Annotated in this window: 15 protein-coding genes and 2 pseudogenes; 15 read left to right on the top strand and 2 right to left on the bottom strand. The window is 62.7% G+C overall.

Annotation, left to right across the window (positions count from 1 at the left end; genetic code table 11):
• Window positions 1–95 precede the first annotated feature (95 nt).
• The 9 genes and pseudogenes from queC (at window position 96) to BC363_RS04270 (ending at window position 7,470) form a co-directional block, all read left to right on the top strand.
• On the top strand, window positions 96–806 hold the full coding sequence (gene queC, locus BC363_RS04305) for a 7-cyano-7-deazaguanine synthase QueC (RefSeq protein WP_065785661.1): 711 nt from the start codon (window positions 96–98) through the stop codon (window positions 804–806).
• Entirely contained in the window at window positions 806–1,162 is a 357-nt protein-coding gene (gene queD, locus BC363_RS04300) for a 6-carboxytetrahydropterin synthase QueD (protein WP_065785660.1), read from the top strand. Before queC ends, queD begins: the two co-directional genes overlap by 1 nt.
• Window positions 1,159–1,887 carry a 7-carboxy-7-deazaguanine synthase QueE gene (queE, locus tag BC363_RS04295; protein WP_065785659.1) on the top strand — a complete coding sequence of 243 codons (729 nt, stop codon included), beginning with the start codon at window positions 1,159–1,161 and terminating at the stop codon, window positions 1,885–1,887. The genes queD and queE overlap by 4 nt, the downstream gene beginning before the upstream one ends.
• A 96-nt stretch (window positions 1,888–1,983) precedes the next feature.
• A pseudogene (locus BC363_RS35775) lies at window positions 1,984–2,217 on the top strand (glycosyltransferase family 2 protein); the annotation flags it as partial.
• A 475-nt stretch (window positions 2,218–2,692) separates the two neighbouring features.
• A complete protein-coding gene (locus tag BC363_RS04290) occupies window positions 2,693–3,865 on the top strand; it encodes an ABC transporter substrate-binding protein (RefSeq protein WP_065785658.1) in 1,173 nt (390 codons plus the stop codon).
• 276 nt (window positions 3,866–4,141) lie between these two features.
• Complete coding sequence (locus tag BC363_RS04285) at window positions 4,142–5,008, top strand: branched-chain amino acid ABC transporter permease (RefSeq protein WP_065785657.1); 867 nt, start codon at window positions 4,142–4,144, stop codon at window positions 5,006–5,008.
• Between the two features lie 2 nt (window positions 5,009–5,010).
• Complete coding sequence (locus BC363_RS04280; protein WP_065785840.1) at window positions 5,011–6,009, top strand: branched-chain amino acid ABC transporter permease; 999 nt, start codon at window positions 5,011–5,013, stop codon at window positions 6,007–6,009.
• Window positions 6,009–6,773, top strand: coding sequence for an ABC transporter ATP-binding protein (locus BC363_RS04275; RefSeq protein ID WP_065785656.1), 765 nt, complete (start codon window positions 6,009–6,011; stop codon window positions 6,771–6,773). Before BC363_RS04280 ends, BC363_RS04275 begins: the two co-directional genes overlap by 1 nt.
• Entirely contained in the window at window positions 6,754–7,470 is a 717-nt protein-coding gene (locus BC363_RS04270; protein ID WP_065785655.1) for an ABC transporter ATP-binding protein, read from the top strand. The genes BC363_RS04275 and BC363_RS04270 overlap by 20 nt, the downstream gene beginning before the upstream one ends.
• A gap of 179 nt (window positions 7,471–7,649) precedes the next feature.
• On the opposite strand, the gene BC363_RS04265 is transcribed toward BC363_RS04270, so the two are convergent.
• The gene (locus BC363_RS04265; RefSeq protein WP_065785839.1) at window positions 7,650–8,336 is read right to left on the bottom strand and encodes a GntR family transcriptional regulator; all 687 of its coding nucleotides are present in this window, start codon (window positions 8,334–8,336) and stop codon (window positions 7,650–7,652) included.
• A 205-nt stretch (window positions 8,337–8,541) separates the two neighbouring features.
• Here BC363_RS04265 and BC363_RS04260 point away from each other — a divergent pair, with 205 nt between their 5' ends.
• From BC363_RS04260 to BC363_RS04235, 6 genes are all read left to right on the top strand, one after another.
• Entirely contained in the window at window positions 8,542–9,585 is a 1,044-nt protein-coding gene (locus tag BC363_RS04260) for a 4-hydroxythreonine-4-phosphate dehydrogenase PdxA (RefSeq protein ID WP_065785654.1), read from the top strand.
• A gap of 74 nt (window positions 9,586–9,659) precedes the next feature.
• On the top strand, window positions 9,660–10,646 hold the full coding sequence (locus BC363_RS04255; protein WP_065785653.1) for a tripartite tricarboxylate transporter substrate binding protein: 987 nt from the start codon (window positions 9,660–9,662) through the stop codon (window positions 10,644–10,646).
• A 105-nt stretch (window positions 10,647–10,751) separates the two neighbouring features.
• On the top strand, window positions 10,752–11,252 hold the full coding sequence (locus BC363_RS04250; protein WP_065785652.1) for a tripartite tricarboxylate transporter TctB family protein: 501 nt from the start codon (window positions 10,752–10,754) through the stop codon (window positions 11,250–11,252).
• Window positions 11,253–11,287: 35 nt separating this feature from the next.
• Window positions 11,288–12,844, top strand: a complete 1,557-nt coding sequence (locus tag BC363_RS04245) for a tripartite tricarboxylate transporter permease (protein ID WP_065785651.1) — start codon at window positions 11,288–11,290, stop codon at window positions 12,842–12,844.
• Between the two features lie 41 nt (window positions 12,845–12,885).
• Complete coding sequence (locus BC363_RS04240) at window positions 12,886–13,824, top strand: sugar phosphate isomerase/epimerase family protein (protein WP_065785650.1); 939 nt, start codon at window positions 12,886–12,888, stop codon at window positions 13,822–13,824.
• A 13-nt stretch (window positions 13,825–13,837) separates the two neighbouring features.
• Complete coding sequence (locus tag BC363_RS04235) at window positions 13,838–15,556, top strand: dihydroxyacetone kinase family protein (RefSeq protein WP_065785649.1); 1,719 nt, start codon at window positions 13,838–13,840, stop codon at window positions 15,554–15,556.
• A gap of 87 nt (window positions 15,557–15,643) precedes the next feature.
• Here BC363_RS04235 and BC363_RS04230 read toward each other — a convergent pair.
• Window positions 15,644–15,824: pseudogene (locus BC363_RS04230) on the bottom strand (acetyltransferase); the annotation flags it as partial.

Here is a 15,824-nt window from a genome sequence, read left to right as displayed (position 1 = left end):
CTCGGCGCTGAGGGCTGGTCAAAAGGGCGCGGATGGCTTAGAAGTGGTCCGCATCCGGTCGCAGCCCACCCGGTCAAAACAAGGGATCCACAATTATGAGAACTATCGTCATCTGCTCCGGCGGATTGGACTCCGTTTCGCTCGCCTATAAGATCGCGGCGGAACACGACCTCGTCGGCCTTCTTTCCTTCGATTACGGCCAGCGCCATCGCAAGGAACTCGACTTCGCCGCCGCCTGCGCGCGGCGGCTTGGCGTCCCACACCAGATCATCGACATTACGGGCGTCGGCCGGCACCTGACCGGATCGGCACTGACCGATGATGTCGAGGTGCCCGATGGCCATTATGCCGAGGAGACGATGAAGGCGACGGTCGTGCCGAACCGAAACGCCATCATGCTGGCGATCGCCTTCGGCCTCGCCTCGGCGCAGAAGGCAGAGGCCGTTGCCGTTGCCGTCCATGGCGGCGACCACTTCATCTATCCCGATTGCCGGCCGGGTTTCATAAACGCGTTCCAAAAAATGCAGGACGAGGCGTTGGACGGCTATGACAGCATCCGGCTGCATGCGCCCTATGTCGATGTTCCGAAAGCGGCGATCGTGGCCGATGGCGCCAAGCATGGCACGCCCTTCGGCGAGACCTGGTCCTGCTACAAGGGCGGTGCGCACCATTGCGGACGCTGCGGCACTTGCGTCGAGCGGCGCGAGGCCTTTCATCTCGCCGGCGTTGATGACCCGACCGAGTATGCCGATCCGGACTTCTGGCGGGCCGCCACCAGCCGCTTCTCGGCAGAGGCGGTTCGCTGATGTACCGCATTACCAAGGAGTTCCACTTCTCCGCTTCACACCAGTTGAGCCATCTGCCCGCCGATCACCAATGCGCGCGGCTGCACGGCCACAATTACATCGTCGAGGTCGAGCTTGCCGCTGCGGATCTCGATGAAAACGGCTTCGTGCGGGACTATCATGACCTGGCTCCACTGAAGCGCTACATCGATGGCAGCTTCGACCACCGCCATCTCAATGAGGTCCTTGGTCACGACCGGGTGACGTCGGAGTGCCTTGCCCGGCATTTCTACGACTGGTGCAAGGAACGGCTGCCGGAAACGTCGGCCGTTCGCGTGAGCGAGACGCCAAAGACCTGGGCGGAATACCGGCCATGACGGGCGCGGCGATCCGCGTCAGCGAGATCTTCGGGCCGACAATCCAGGGTGAGGGCGTGTTGATCGGTCAGCCCACGGTGTTCGTGCGCACCGGCGGCTGCGACTATCGCTGCTCCTGGTGCGATACGCTGCACGCCGTCGACAGCGACTATCGCGAGCAGTGGCGGCCGATGTCGGTCGAGGAAATCTGGGAGGAGGTGAGGCGGCTCTCGGGCGGCGTGCCGCTGACCGTCTCGCTTTCCGGCGGCAACCCCGCCATCCAGCCGCTCGGGCCCCTGATCGATCGCGGCCATGCTGAGGGCTATCGCTTCGCGCTCGAGACCCAGGGCAGCGTCGCCAGGGATTGGTTCGCCGATCTCGACGTCCTGGTCCTCAGCCCGAAACCGCCGTCGAGCGGCATGGAAACCGATTTCGCAAAGCTCAACGACTGTCTTTCGATGGCGATCGGGCGGCCCATGACAGTGCTCAAGATCGTCGTTTTCGACGATCGCGACTATGTCTATGCCAAAGACGTGGCCCGGCGTTATCCGTCGCTGCCGGTTTACCTGCAGCCGGGAAACCACACCCCGCCGCCGCCGGAGGACGACAGCGCGGCGGTGGACATCGACGGTGTGATGAACCGCATGCTCTGGCTGATCGACAAGGTGACCGGCGACAAATGGTTCGATGCAAGGGTGCTGCCGCAGCTGCATGTCTTGCTGTGGGGTAATCGACGAGGCGTCTAGAGCGCGGAAAGCAGCGTCCATAAATCGGGCGGCCTTCGGTCGCCCGCCTCTACCAGTCAATGCGTGGCGCCGACCTATCACCGCTCACACCGGAATATGTTAAAAATAACTGCCATATTGCCCGCCAAGCCGATAGTCCCCTTGAACAGCATTGATGTCCCGCTCGTGTTCATCACGCACAACGACATGGCGCTCCTGCCTTCCTTCCTGAAACACTATCGCAAGATCGGGGTAACGCGCTTCATATGCGTCGACGATGTTTCGAATGACGGCACGAAGGAGTATCTGCTCGAACAGCCAGACATCGACGTGTGGACGTCGAACATCAGATTGATTGAAGGACGATCCGCGTGCCCAGGTACGACGGGTCCCTGCCTAGTCTATCCTGAGACCATTTCGATCTTCAAAACATGTCGATACCCTATCGCGTGCGTCGCACCTTCCGGCCCGTCTCCAAGCACGCGGAGACCCGCGCATCGAGCAATGAGCAGGAAGCGCAACCTGCCGCACATTGCATCGGGAGGTCAGCGCCACCCCATGGGCTTCCGCCCAAACGGCACATGATAATGTTCCCATGCCTATTTTGGGATCGTGGCTTTAACGAGCGTATCTTTGTGCATCAGCGCGCACCACGTTTAACAACGTGGTCAAGACCAAGACGAAACATAACTGCTGAATTATGGTTTGCCGCCCATTTTTCATTTTTACATCACCGTTTCGCGTGACAAACTGACAGGCATCAAATTCGGATTGCTTTGCAATGACGGTGCCGGGTCGGGAGTGGACGGTGCCATAGGGAGGAAACATGAAACGAACCATTCTGGCCGCGCTTGCGGCCTTGGCAATGAGCGGCGCAGCCTATGCGGACACGATCAAGATCGGTGTCGTCGGACCCTTTTCCGGTCCCTTCGCGCTGCAGGGCAAGAACTTCAAGGCTGGCATCGACGCCTATATGGCGGTCAACGGCAGCAAGGTCGGCGACGATGATATCGAGATCATCTATCGCGACGTACCGCAGGCCGACCCGGCGCAATCCAAGGCGCTTGCCCAGGAGCTGGTCGTTAGGGAAGGCGTGCAATATCTGGCCGGCTTCTATTTCACGCCCGATGCAATGGCCGTCACCCCGCTATTGGAGCAGGCGAACGTGCCTCTCGTGATCATGAACGCTGCGACCTCGGCGATCGTAACGAAGAGCCCGCTGGTGGTGCGTACCTCGTTTACGACCTGGCAGACGTCTACGCCGATCGCCAAGGTGGCGAAGGATGCCGGCGTCTCCAAGGTCATCTCGGTGGTCAGCGACTATGGTCCGGGCGTCGACGCGGAAAACGCCTTCAAGGCCGGGTTCGAAGCTGCGGGCGGCGAGGTCGTCGAGGCGATCCGCATGCCGCTTGCCACCAACGACTTCTCGCCGATCATGCAGCGCATCAAGGATTCGGGCGCCGAAGGCGTCTTCGCCTTCCTGCCGTCGGGTCCGACCACGCTCGGTTTCGTCAAGGCCTATAATGAAAATGGCCTGAAGAGCGGCGGCATCAAGTTCTTCGCTCCGGGCGATCTGACGCAGGAATCCGACCTGCCGGCGCTCGGCGAAGCGGCTCTTGGTGTTCAGACGACGTTCCACTACGCCGTTTCGCACGTTTCGCCGGAAAACAAGGCCTTTGTCGAAGCGGCCTCGAAGGCCATCGGCAATCCGGCCGAACTCTCCTTCCCCTCGGTCGGCGCCTATGACGGCATGCATGTCATCTACAAGATGATCGAGGCAACCGGTGGCGAGCAGGACGCACAGAAGGCTGTTGATGCGGTCAAGGGGCTTTCCTGGACGAGCCCACGAGGGCCGGTTTCCATCGATCCCGAATCGCGCCACATCACGCAGAACATCTATCTGCGCGAAGTCGCCAAGGCTGATGACGGCACCTACTACAACAAGGAAGTTCAGACCTTCGAGAAGCAGGGCGATCCCGGTCTTGCGGCCCTGAAGTAGACGCTTTGGCAAATGCGGGCGCCGGTCGAGCGCCGCCCGCATTGCCCGCAACATACCGGGCGGCCGCGGCTTGACCGATCGGGACGCCCCCAAAGCACTCCCGCGAACGGTGCGATTGCGGTTTTCCATCCGGGAGTGCCAAATAGAGAGATGGAGCGTTTCCGTGCCGCCGTTTAAAGCGGAGCGATCCAGGCGCGCGCGGTTGATTGTTGGTGACGGGGCAGACCCGTCTCGCCGCGCCACCGCCAGCGATAACGAAAGGCATCGGACAGCCCCATGCAAACAGTCTTCAGCATAGCGATCGATGCCCTTGCCTACGGCATGGTGCTCTTCGTCATTTCCATCGGGCTTTCCGTGACAATGGGGCTGATGCGTGTCGTCAATCTCGCCCATGGCGCCTTTGCCATGATCGGCGGTTACATCGCCTCCTATGCAGCGCGCGATCTTGGCCTCGCCTATGGCTTTGCCATCGTGCTTGCCGTCTTCGGCACGATCCTGATCGCCATTCCGATCGAGCGCCTGCTTTACCGGCGCATCTACGGCGCGCCGGAACTGACCCAGGTGCTGATGACGATCGGCATCACCTTCTGCATTATCGGCATCGCCAACTACGTCTTCGGCCCGACGCTGAAGACCGTGCCGCTACCCGCGCAACTGCAAGGCTCCGTCGATCTCGGTTTCCGCGCCATCGCCACGCATCGGCTCTTTGCGATCCTATGCGGTCTCGCCGTAGCGGCAGCCCTCTGGTATGCGATCGAAAGGACTGCGTTCGGCGTGAAGCTGCGCGCCTCAGTGGACAATGCGGCCATGGCCGCCGCCCTCGGCGTGCGCACCGAGATCGTCTACGCCGTGAGTTTCGCGGTCGCGGTCGGCCTTGCCGCATTCGGCGGGGTTGTGGGCGCTGAACTTCTGCCGGTCGAGCCCTATTATGCGCTTCGTTACATGGTGACGTTCCTGGTCGTCGTGTCCGTCGGCGGTGCGGGCTCTATCCCCGGCGCACTCGTCGCCTGTCTGCTGCTTGGCGGCATTGACACGACCGGCCGTTACCTGATGCCCGAGTTCGGCGAATTCTTCTTCTATCTGGCCGTCATCGCGATCATCTGCGTCTTCCCGCGCGGACTTGCCGGGAGAGCCAAGGGATGACCATGACCACCACCAACGACTTGACCACGCAGACACCGGCCAAGCGCCGTTTTGGCGGGAGCGACCTGATCGGCCTTGGCGTCATCCTGGCGCTTGCCGTTGTCGGTTACTTCCTGTTCCCGACCAATCTGGCGCTGCTCACGCGCATCATCGCCCTCGCGCTTTTGGTGCTCTCGCTTGATCTCGTTACCGGCTATTGCGGCGTAGCGACGCTCGGGCATGCAGCCCTGTTCGGCGCCGGCGCCTATGCCGCGGGGATTGCCTCGGCGCATTACGGCATCAACGATCCGCTTTCGATGCTCGCCTTCGGCATCGTCGCCGGCGCCGTTGCCGGCCTCGTTTGCGGCGCGGTGATCCTGCGCGCCCACGGCCTGCCGCAACTGGTGCTGTCGATCGCCCTCATCCACCTGTTCCATGAGTTCGCCAACAAGGCGTCGTCCTGGACCGGCGGCAGCGATGGCCTCTCCGGCATTGCCCCGAGCGCGCTGCTTGGTCTCTACGAGTTCGACCTGTGGGGCCGCACGGCTTACGTCTTCGCCGTCGTGCTGCTGGCGTTGGTCTTCGCGCTCCTACGGCTGATCGTGCGTTCGCCGTTCGGCATGCTGTGCCGGGCGATCAAGGAAGATCCGATCCGCATCCGCTCGATGGGAGCATCGCCCAAGGCAGCACTGATGAAGATGTATGTCATCTCCGGTGCCGTCGCCGGCGTCGGCGGGGCGCTCAACGCCATCTCGACGCAGGTTGTCGGTCTCGACAGCTTGTCCTTCACCATGTCGGCAGAAAGCCTGGTGATGCTTGTTCTCGGCGGAACCGGCTCGCTCTTCGGTGCGCTGACGGGCACCATCGTCTTCATGTTCTTCGAAGACGTCGTTTCCGCCGCGAACCCGTTCCATTGGCTGACGATGGTCGGCGCTCTGCTGATCGCCGTCGTCCTCTTCGCGCCGAAGGGGCTTTACGGAACGGCAGCCGCCATCGTTGCCCGCCGCCGGGAGGCAAAGTGATGCAGCCCATCTTTGAAGTTCGCAACCTCAAGCGCGCCTTCGGCGGCCTGGCGGTCACCAATGACGTGAGCCTCAGCATGGCGCCGGGTGACCGCGTGGCACTGATCGGCCCGAACGGCGCCGGCAAGACCACGTTCGTCAACCTGGTGACCGGCAACCTTGCCCCTGATTCCGGCGAGGTTCGCCTTGGCGGCGAGGCGGTCACCGGCATCGATGCCATCGGTCGGGTGAGGAGGGGGCTCGTGCGCTCCTTTCAGGTCACGCGTCTGTTTCTCGACATGACGCCGGCCGAGCACGTTGCGCTCGCCGTGCTGCAGCGTGATGGCCGCTCGGGCCGCCTGTTCGGTAATTTCCTCTCGATGCCTGATGTGATGGATGAGGTCGGTCAACTGCTCGGCAAGCTCGGCCTTCGCGATCTGATGCATCGCAAGGTCAGCGAAATCGCCTATGGCCAGCAGCGCCTGCTTGAAATCGCCGTGGCGCTTGCCTTGAAGCCGAAGGTTCTTCTGCTCGACGAACCGGCAGCCGGCGTGCCGCAGAGCGACACCGGGCGCATCGAACAGGCGCTTTCCGACCTGCCGGCGGATCTCGCCGTGCTGATGATAGAGCACGACATGGATCTGGTTTTCCGCTTTGCCAAGCGCGTCGTCGTCCTGGCGGCCGGCGCCATCATCTTCGACGGTTCGCCGTCGGACGTCACCCAGGATCCGCGGGTGCGAGAAGCCTATCTGGGGAGCTATGCCAATGCCAGCCACGCCGCTTGAGGTAGAAAACCTGTCGGCCGGTTATGGACCGACGCGGGTGCTCGAAGACATTTCGTTCTCGGTTCCATCAGGTGCGCGCCTTGCCGTTCTCGGCCGCAACGGCATGGGCAAGACCACGCTGCTGGCAACGCTTGCCGGTCAGACGAAGCGCTATGACGGCCGCATTCGCATCGGCGATACGGATGTGACCGGTATACCGAGCGCTTCACGTGCCCGCAAAGGCCTGGGCTTCGTGCCGCAGGCGCGCTGCGTGTTTCCGACGCTGACGGTCGAGGAAAACCTGTTCGTCGGCCTCAAGGACCGGCCGAAGGCTGCGCTGCAGGAAGCCTACGATATGTTTCCGCGGCTTCACGAGCGGCGGCGCAACCTCGGCAGCCAGCTTTCCGGCGGCGAACAGCAGATGCTGTCGACCGCCCGCTCGATCCTCGGCCGTCCGTCGATCCTGCTGCTCGACGAGCCGCTCGAGGGTTTGGCTCCGGTGATCTGCGAAGAGCTGATGAAAGCCTTTGCCGAACTCGCCAAGACCGGCGACATGACGATCGTGCTGGTCGAACAGCGCATCCAGAGCGCCCTGGATTTTGCCGATCAGGTCATCGTGCTTGAGCGCGGACGCGTCGCCTGGGCCGGCACGCCGCAGGCGCTGTCAAGTGACCACGACGCCGTTGAGCGATTGCTTGGCGTCGGCGGGCTTCACTGAACCAGTAGGGCCAAATCTCTCTTCGGAGTTAGATCTTTGCCGATGCGACAACTCTATGTGTCTCATGTCGGCACGCTGCCTATTGCCGCACGTTGATCGCATCGGCGCACGCAGTAATAGCGAACGGGCCTGCCGGACCGAACCGGACGGCGTCAGCCGATCATCGCGTGCTGGCGCCGTTATACCGAGGCGCGCACGCGCTCCCAGGCGTTCATCAGGTGGCGGCCGAGCACTTCGGATAGTTTGGCCTTGTCGCGGGCTTCGAGCGCGACGATCATCTCATCGTGCTCGGCGACGGCGGCCGCCCACTTTTCCGGGCCCTCGTGGCCGATGAAGCGGATGCGCTTCAGCCGTGTCTGCAGGACGCCATGCATGTCGGCGAGCGCCGCATTTTCGGCGAGCTGGACGATCGCCGAGTGTATCTGCTGGTTGAGCTTGTAGTATTGCAGCCGGTCGCCGACCTTGTAGCGGCGGACCATTTCGTCATGCAGAGCGCGAACCTCGGCGATGCCGGCGTCGCTCGCTGCTTCGCAGGCGAGCTTGCCCGCAAGTTCTTCCAGTGTCTGCAGCACCGTCAACATGTCGTGCACGTCCTTGGCGCTGAAGCGCTTTACGACGGCACCGCGACTGGGCACGAGTTCCACTAGCCCCTCGCTCGCCAAGTATTTGATGGCCTCGCGCAAGGGCGTGCGGGAAACGCCGAGCTGCTCGCCGAGCTGGCCCTCATGCAGGCGCGTGCCGGGCGAAAGGTCACCTTCGATGATCATGTCGCGCAGGTGGCTGACAAGCGTGTCATGCAGAGCCGTCCGCCTGATCGGGCCGGGGCCACCGTCGGCGCGTCTCTCCAGTGGTGTGATTTCGTTCATCATTTCGCTTCTGCACTTGGCGGCCGCGTGTCGGCCATCCGTTCCCCGTGAGTGCCGATTGAATCAGCACTGTCTGATTGAAGCATGGCGACAGGGCTCGCCATCGTCAACAGAAAATGCTGCATACAGAATACAAAAGACTTGATGCAGAATTTTGAATAACGTATGACAGCCTGCGAAAAGCATGAAGTGGAGGACATCTCACATGACGACCAATGGTGCTGCCGGTAACGGCGCGCGTCCTGTCATCGCGCTCGCCATGGGCGATCCTGCCGGCATCAGCCCCGAGCTGACGGCGCGGCTGCTGGCCCTTCCCGATATTCGCGAAGCGGCGCACATCATCACCATCGGAGATCGCCGCATTTTGGATGAGGGCGCCAAGGCCGCCGGCCTGACGCTTGATCTTGAATCTTCGACACTTGAGGATCTCGACAAGGCCGGAACCGACCGCCACGTCTTCGTCGATCTCGGTCATCTCGATCCGGCAGATGTCGATCGCGGCGAAGCGACGCTCGCCGGCGGCACGTTTGCAACGCGCAACTTCCGCACGGCGCTGGAGCTTGCGCACGCCGGCAAGGCCGAGGCCGTCTGCTTCACACCCTTCAACAAGAAGGCAATGCGCTTTGCCTATCCCGGCTATGACGACGAGATCCGTTTCGTCGCCGACGTGCTCGGCTTTACCGGCAAGGTTCGCGAATTCAACGTCCTCGAGAAGGTCTGGAATGCGCGTGTCACCTCGCACATCCCGCTCAAGGAAGTGGCCGACAATCTCTCGGTCGAGGGCATTCTTGCTGAAGTCGAGCTGACCCAGGCCTGCCTCAAGGAGGCCGGCTACGAAGAGGCGAAGATCGCGATTGCGGGTCTGAACCCGCATGCCGGCGACGGCGGCAGCTTCGGCATGGAAGAGATCGACATCATCGAGCCGGCGGTCGAGAAGGCCAAAGCGCTCGGCTACAACGTCGATGGTCCGTTCCCGGCTGACACCGTTTTCGTTCGTGCGCTCAAGGAGGGCTTCAATGCCGTCCTGACGATGTACCACGATCAGGGCCAGATCGCGATGAAGCTGATGGGCTTCGACAAGGGTGTGACGATGATGGGCGGTCTGCCGTTCCCGCTCTGCACCCCAGCTCACGGCACTGCCTATGACATTGCCGGCAAGGGTATCGCCGATGTCGGCGCAAGCCGCGAGGCACTTCTGCTCGCAGTCCGCATGGCGAAGAAAAAGGCTGCCCTTTCGGCTGCCGCCTGAATTCGCACGCTTTCAAGCACTACCGGCGCAGGAGGAGGTCTTGCGCCGCATTTCACTCAACGGGAGGATTGGACATGAAGAAATCCGTTTCTATCGCATGCATCATGGCAGCCGCATTCGGCGTTGCCGCTCCGGCGTCGGCCTTCGAGCCCGACCGTCCGGTTGAATTCGTCGTCACGGCTGGCCCGGGCGGCGGCACGGACATCTTCGCGCGCACGATTCAGGCGATCATCGGCAAGTACGAACTGATGAAGGCGCCGGTTGTCGTCACCAATAAGGGCAGCGCCGGCGGCGCCGAAGGCTTCGTCTACACGGCGACCAACAAGGGCGACGCCTACAAGCTGGCATTCGGCACCAACAATGCCTACCTGCTGCCGGTCCGCGCCAAGGTGCCTTACAAGGCCGGCGACCTGACACCGGTTGCAGCGCTTGCTTCCGACGAGTTCATTCTCTGGGTCAACGGCAAGGCGCCTTACGCAACGGCTGCAGACTTTGCTGCCAAGGCCAAGGAAGGCGGACTGAAGATCGGCGGAAGCCAGTCGAAGGACGTCGACCAGATCCTCACCTCGATGATCAACGAGGCGACCGGCGCGACCATCAACTACATCCCGTTCAAGAGTGGCGGCGAAGCGGCTGTTCAGCTCGCCGGCGAACACCTCGACGCCAACGTCAACAACCCGAGCGAAAACCTCGGTCAGTGGCAGGCCGGCATGGTCAAGCCGCTTTGCGTCTTCAAGAGCGTCAAGCTGACGAACGACGCCAAGGTTGCCGGCGACAAGGGCTGGAGCGACATCCCGACCTGCAAGGAATCGGGCATTGCCATCGACAACTACTCCATGCCGCGGACCGTCTGGCTGCCGGCCGGCGTTGAACCCGATGCCGTCAAGTTCTACGCGGACCTGATGCGCAAGGTTTCCGAGACGCCGGAGTGGGCGAAGTATCTTGCCGATACCTCGCAGTCTCCCGCTTACATCGCTGGCGACGACTTCAAGGCCGCCATCGAGATGGACGGCGCCGCAGTCGGCGAAGTTCTGAAGCGCGAAGGCTGGCTCGCCAACTAAAATAGGCGATATATCGGGACGGGCGCTTCTATAGCGCCGCGCGTCGAGTCTGACGCCTAGAGGACGCTTCAGAGCGCCCGTCAACCGGTTCGAAAGGTCACGATCATGAGTGAGAACAGTGCGAATGGGCTTTCCCGCTTCGCGGTGGAGCTTGGCGTCGCCACGTTAACGGGTATCTTTGGTGCTGCCATCTGCTACGGCGCCGTCGATATCGGCGCCGGATGGAGCGATTTCGGCCCCGAAGCCGGCTATTTTCCCTTTTACATCGGTGTTCTGATCATTCTGGGAAGCGTTGCGAATGCCATCGGTGCATTCGTGAAGCACCGCGGCACGGGCGATATCTTCATCGATGGTGCCCGCGCGCGCGTCGTTGCCTCATTCCTCTTGCCGCTCGTCGCCTTTGCCGGCGTCTCCGCCTGGCTCGGGCTTTATGTCGGAACCGCGCTCTACATCGCCGGCGCGATGCTCTTCCAGGGGCGTTACAAGTGGTGGATCGCGCTGCCTTCAGGCGTTGCCGTTTCGCTCTTCTTCTTCATCGTATTCGAGATCGGCTTCAAGGTTCCGCTTTTGAAGGGACCGGTCGAGGCCTGGTTCGGGATCTACTGATCCCGCCCGCTTAAAGTTTCCCCGGGAGGAATGACATGGAAAATATCGGTCTTCTGATCGATGGCTTCGGCCACATCCTCAGCTGGAATCACATCCTGCTGATGATGGTCGGCGTCACGCTCGGCATTCTCGTCGGCGTTCTGCCCGGCCTCGGCGCGCCCAACGGCGTATCGCTGCTGTTGCCGCTGACCTTCTCCATGGATCCGATCTCCGCCATCATCCTGCTCTCCTGCATGTATTGGGGGGCGCTGTTCGGTGGCTCGACGACATCCATCCTGTTCAATATTCCAGGCGAGCCCTCGTCGGTGGCGACCACCTTCGACGGCTATCCGATGGCCAAGGCAGGTCAGGCGAGCCGCGCATTGACGCTGGCTTTCGTCTCGGCCGGCATCGGCGCGCTTGCCGGTGTGGTGATGATCACGCTCCTGTCGGGCTGGGTCGCGAACTTCGCGCTGCGGTTCTCCTCGCCCGAATATTTCGCGGTCTACTTCCTCGCCTTTGCAAGCTTCATCTCGATGGGTGCGCAATCGCCGTTCAAGACGCTCGTCTCGATGATGATCGGTTTCGCACTCGCTTCCGTCGGCATGGACACGATCTCCGGCGATCTGCGCCTGACCTTCGACATCCCGACCCTGATCAAGGGCGTCAGCTTCCTGATCGCCGTCATGGGTCTCTTCGGTATCGGCGAACTGCTGTTGACGACAGAAGAGGGCCTGCGCTTCGAAGGCATCAAGGCGCGCGTCAAGCTCGCCGAAATCGGCCGCACCCTGGTCGAGATCCCGCGCTACTGGTTCACCATTGCGCGCTCGACCATCATCGGCATCTGGATGGGCATCACGCCAGCCGGCCCGACCGCCGCATCGTTCATGAGCTACGGTGTTGCCCGTCGCTCGGCGCGCGACGGCTCGAAGTTCGGCAAGGGCGACCCGCGCGGTATCGTTGCGCCTGAAACCGCCGACCATTCGGCCGGCACCTCGGCGCTGCTGCCGATGCTGGCGCTCGGCGTTCCCGGTTCGGCCACGGCCGCCGTGATGATGGGCGGCCTGATGATCTGGGGCCTCACGCCCGGCCCGATGCTGTTTACCGACCGGCCCGACTTCGTCTGGGGCCTGATCGCCTCGATGTATCTCGGCAACGTCGTCGCCGTCATCCTGGTGCTTGCCACCGTGCCACTCTACGCCTCGATCCTGCGCGTGCCGTTCTCGATCATCGGCCCGATCATCGTCGCGGTGATCTTCTCCGGTGCCTATCAGGTGGCAAATTCCGTCTCCGATATCTTTATGGTCATCGGCTTCGGTGTTCTGGGTTACGTCTTCAAGAAGCTCGATTATCCACTGGCGCCGCTGGTTCTCGCCATGGTGCTCGGCGACAAGGCCGAGGATGCCTTCCGCCAGTCGATGCTTCTGTCGGGCGGGTCGCTCAATATCTTCTGGTCGAATGCGCTGGTCTCGTCCTTGATGGCGCTTGGCCTGGCAATGCTGCTGTCGCCTGTCGTCTTCGGACTGATCGGCCTGGTTCGCAAGCGCAAGCACGATGATGCAGCATCGCAAAACGATGCAACATCGCAGGGCGACGGTAGCGCGGCGGCTTGACGGAGCCGCCGCACCAAACTTCAAGAAATCGGGGAAACGCCATGGCAAACGCGCCGCGTAAATGGAACCGTGACACCTGGCCGATCGCGGCTGCGATGATCCAGTATCCGAACCTGCTGGCAGACGGTCGCTCGGTTCAGGATCAGTCGATCGAGGAATGGGCGCTGACGCTTGATGACGTCGTCGATGCCGGCTTCACCGAACTCGACCCGACCGACAGCTGGATCCGGCTTGCGGATCTGTCGCCGGCACGGCTTGAGAGCTTTGTCGCCTTGACGCGTGATCTCGGCCTGACCATGCCGGCGATCTCCACATCGCGCCGTAGCGTCATCGATCCGGATCATGGCGACGACTATCTCGCCTATGGCCACCGGGTGATCGAAACGGCTGCGGCGATCGGGGCAGGCTCGGTCTCCTTCGGGTTCTTCGGTCCTTTGACCGATGCGCAGAAGAAGGCGCTGTGGTTCTGGACGGTCGACGGCGTCAAAAACCCTGATGACGCCGCCATCTGGCAGAAGGGCGTCTCGCGCATCCGCGAACTCGGCCGCCATGCCGAGGAACTGGGCATCGAGCTGGCGCTCGAAATGTATGAAGACACCTATATCGGCTCGGCCGACAGCACCGTGCGCTTCGTTACCGACGTCGGCCTGTCGAATGTCGGCATCAACGCCGACCTCGGCAACCTGATCCGCCTGCATCGTCCGGTCGAACATTGGCAGGAGATGATGGCGAAGGTTGCACCCTTTGCCAAATACTGGCACGTCAAGAACTACAACCGCACCGAGGACGAAACGTCGGGGCTGATCGTCACCCATCCGGCTCCGCTGGAGTTCGGCGTGATCAACTACCGCTCCGCCATTCGCATGGCGCTTTCCCACGGGTTCCAGAGCCCGTTCCTCTGCGAGCATTATGGTGGCGATGGCCTTTCCGTCAGCGCAACCAACCGGGACTATCTGAGGCGCATTCTGCCTCGCGACTAAGGAACAAGTAGCGATGACCACGATCTTTGACGCACCGGAAGATTTCGCCGCAACCGCGCTCGCCGGCTTCAGCTCCATCTATGCCCGCAATGTCCGTCTGGTGAAGGGCGGCGTCGTGCGCTCGACCAAGGTGCCGAAGGGCAAGGTCGCCGTCGTTATCGGTGGCGGCTCCGGCCATTATCCCGCCTTTGCGGGTTATGTCGGTCCCGGCATGGCTGATGCGGCCGTTGCCGGTGACGTCTTTGCCTCGCCGTCGACCGCTGCCGTTGCGCGCGTCTGCCGCCATGCCGACCAGGGCGGCGGCGTCCTGCTCGGCTTCGGCAACTACGCCGGTGACGTGCTCAACTTCGGCGTTGCCGCCGAGCGGCTTCGGGCCGAAGGCATCGACGTGCGCATCGTGCCGGTGACCGATGACGTCGCCAGCGCCGCGGCTGAAACGGCGCCTAAGCGCCGCGGGATTGCCGGCGATCTCGTCGTGTTCAAGATTGCCGGTGCGGCAGCGGAAGCCGGCCTGTCGCTGGACGAGGTCGAGCGCGTCAGCCGCCTGGCGAATGACCGCACCGTCTCCTTCGGGGTCGCTTTCGGCGGCTGCACGTTGCCGGGTGCCAACCATCCGCTCTTCACCGTGCCTAAGGGCAAGATGGCGCTCGGCCTTGGCATTCACGGCGAGCCGGGCATCAGCGAAGAAAAGATCGTTTCGGCAACCGAACTTGCGAAATTGCTTGTCGGCAAGCTGCTGGCGGAACGCCCAGCTGGAACCGAGAAGGTCGCGCCGGTGCTGAACGGCCTGGGTTCGACCAAGTACGAAGAGCTTTTCGTTCTTTGGGTCGCGGTCGAGAAAGAGTTGAAGGCGGCGGGCCTCGAAATCGTCGATCCGGAATGCGGCGAGTTCGTCACCAGCCTGGACATGCAGGGCTGCTCGCTGTCACTGCTCTGGCTCGACGAAGAACTTGAAACCTACTGGTGCGCGCCATGCGATGCACCGGTCCTGCGCAAGGGCGCGATCATCAGCGCCGAGCCGGCGACCGACACGATTTCCGACGAGGATGGCCCGGCGACCTTCGCCCCTGCCACTCAGGCCTCCCGGGAAGGCGGCAAGTGCATTGCCCGGTTGATCGGCAAGGTTGCCGATGCACTGAAGGCGGCTGAAGACGAGCTTGGCCGCATCGATGCCTTTGCCGGCGACGGCGACCATGGCCAGGGCATGCGCCGCGGTTCGGCGGCGGCGCAGGAGGCCGCAAATGCTGCTGTTGCAGCCGGCGCTGGCGCTGCCAGCGTGCTGGCAGCGGCGGGCGATGCCTGGGCTGACCGCGCGGGTGGCACGTCGGGTGCGATCTGGGGCCTGCTTCTTCGCTCCTGGAGCAACGCGTTTTCCGACGACGACAAGCCCTCGGATGCGGCCATCGTCGAAGGCGCGCGGCTCGCGCTCGAGGGCGTCACCCGTCTCGGACGGGCCCGCGTCGGCGACAAGACCCTGGTCGATGCGCTTGTGCCGTTCGTCGACACGCTGGAGCGGGAGTTCGAAAGCCACAGATCGTTGAACACGGCTTGGGAGGCAGCGGCCAAGGCCGCCACCGATGCGGCCGAAGCCACATCCGGACTGACGCCGAAGCTCGGCCGTGCACGGCCGCTTGCCGAAAAAAGCATCGGCCATCCCGATGCGGGCGCCGTGTCGCTGGCGCTGACCGCCCGCGTCGCTGCTGACTTTCTGAAGGAAACCGTCGACGCCTGATAGCGCCGTCCGGTCCATTCCTCGCAAAAAGGGCGCGGGTCCTCCCAACCGCGCCCTTTTTGTTGTCTTGTTCTGCTGCGTGCCAACTCACGTGTAGCGAACGAGAAATTCCTCGGCGGTCAGCTCGCGGAAATCGTCGAGCGCCTTGTGCAGGCGCTGATGGTCCCAATCCCACCAGGCGAGGTTGTCCATGCGTTCGCCAATACCGGCATTGAACCGGTCACGGATGAGCTTGGCAGGCACGCCGCCGACGATCGTATAGGGGGCG

Source organism: Ensifer sp. LC384, from assembly GCF_001695865.1.
GTDB lineage: Bacteria > Pseudomonadota > Alphaproteobacteria > Rhizobiales > Rhizobiaceae > Ensifer.
This window is presented reverse-complemented; position numbering and strand designations above follow the sequence as displayed.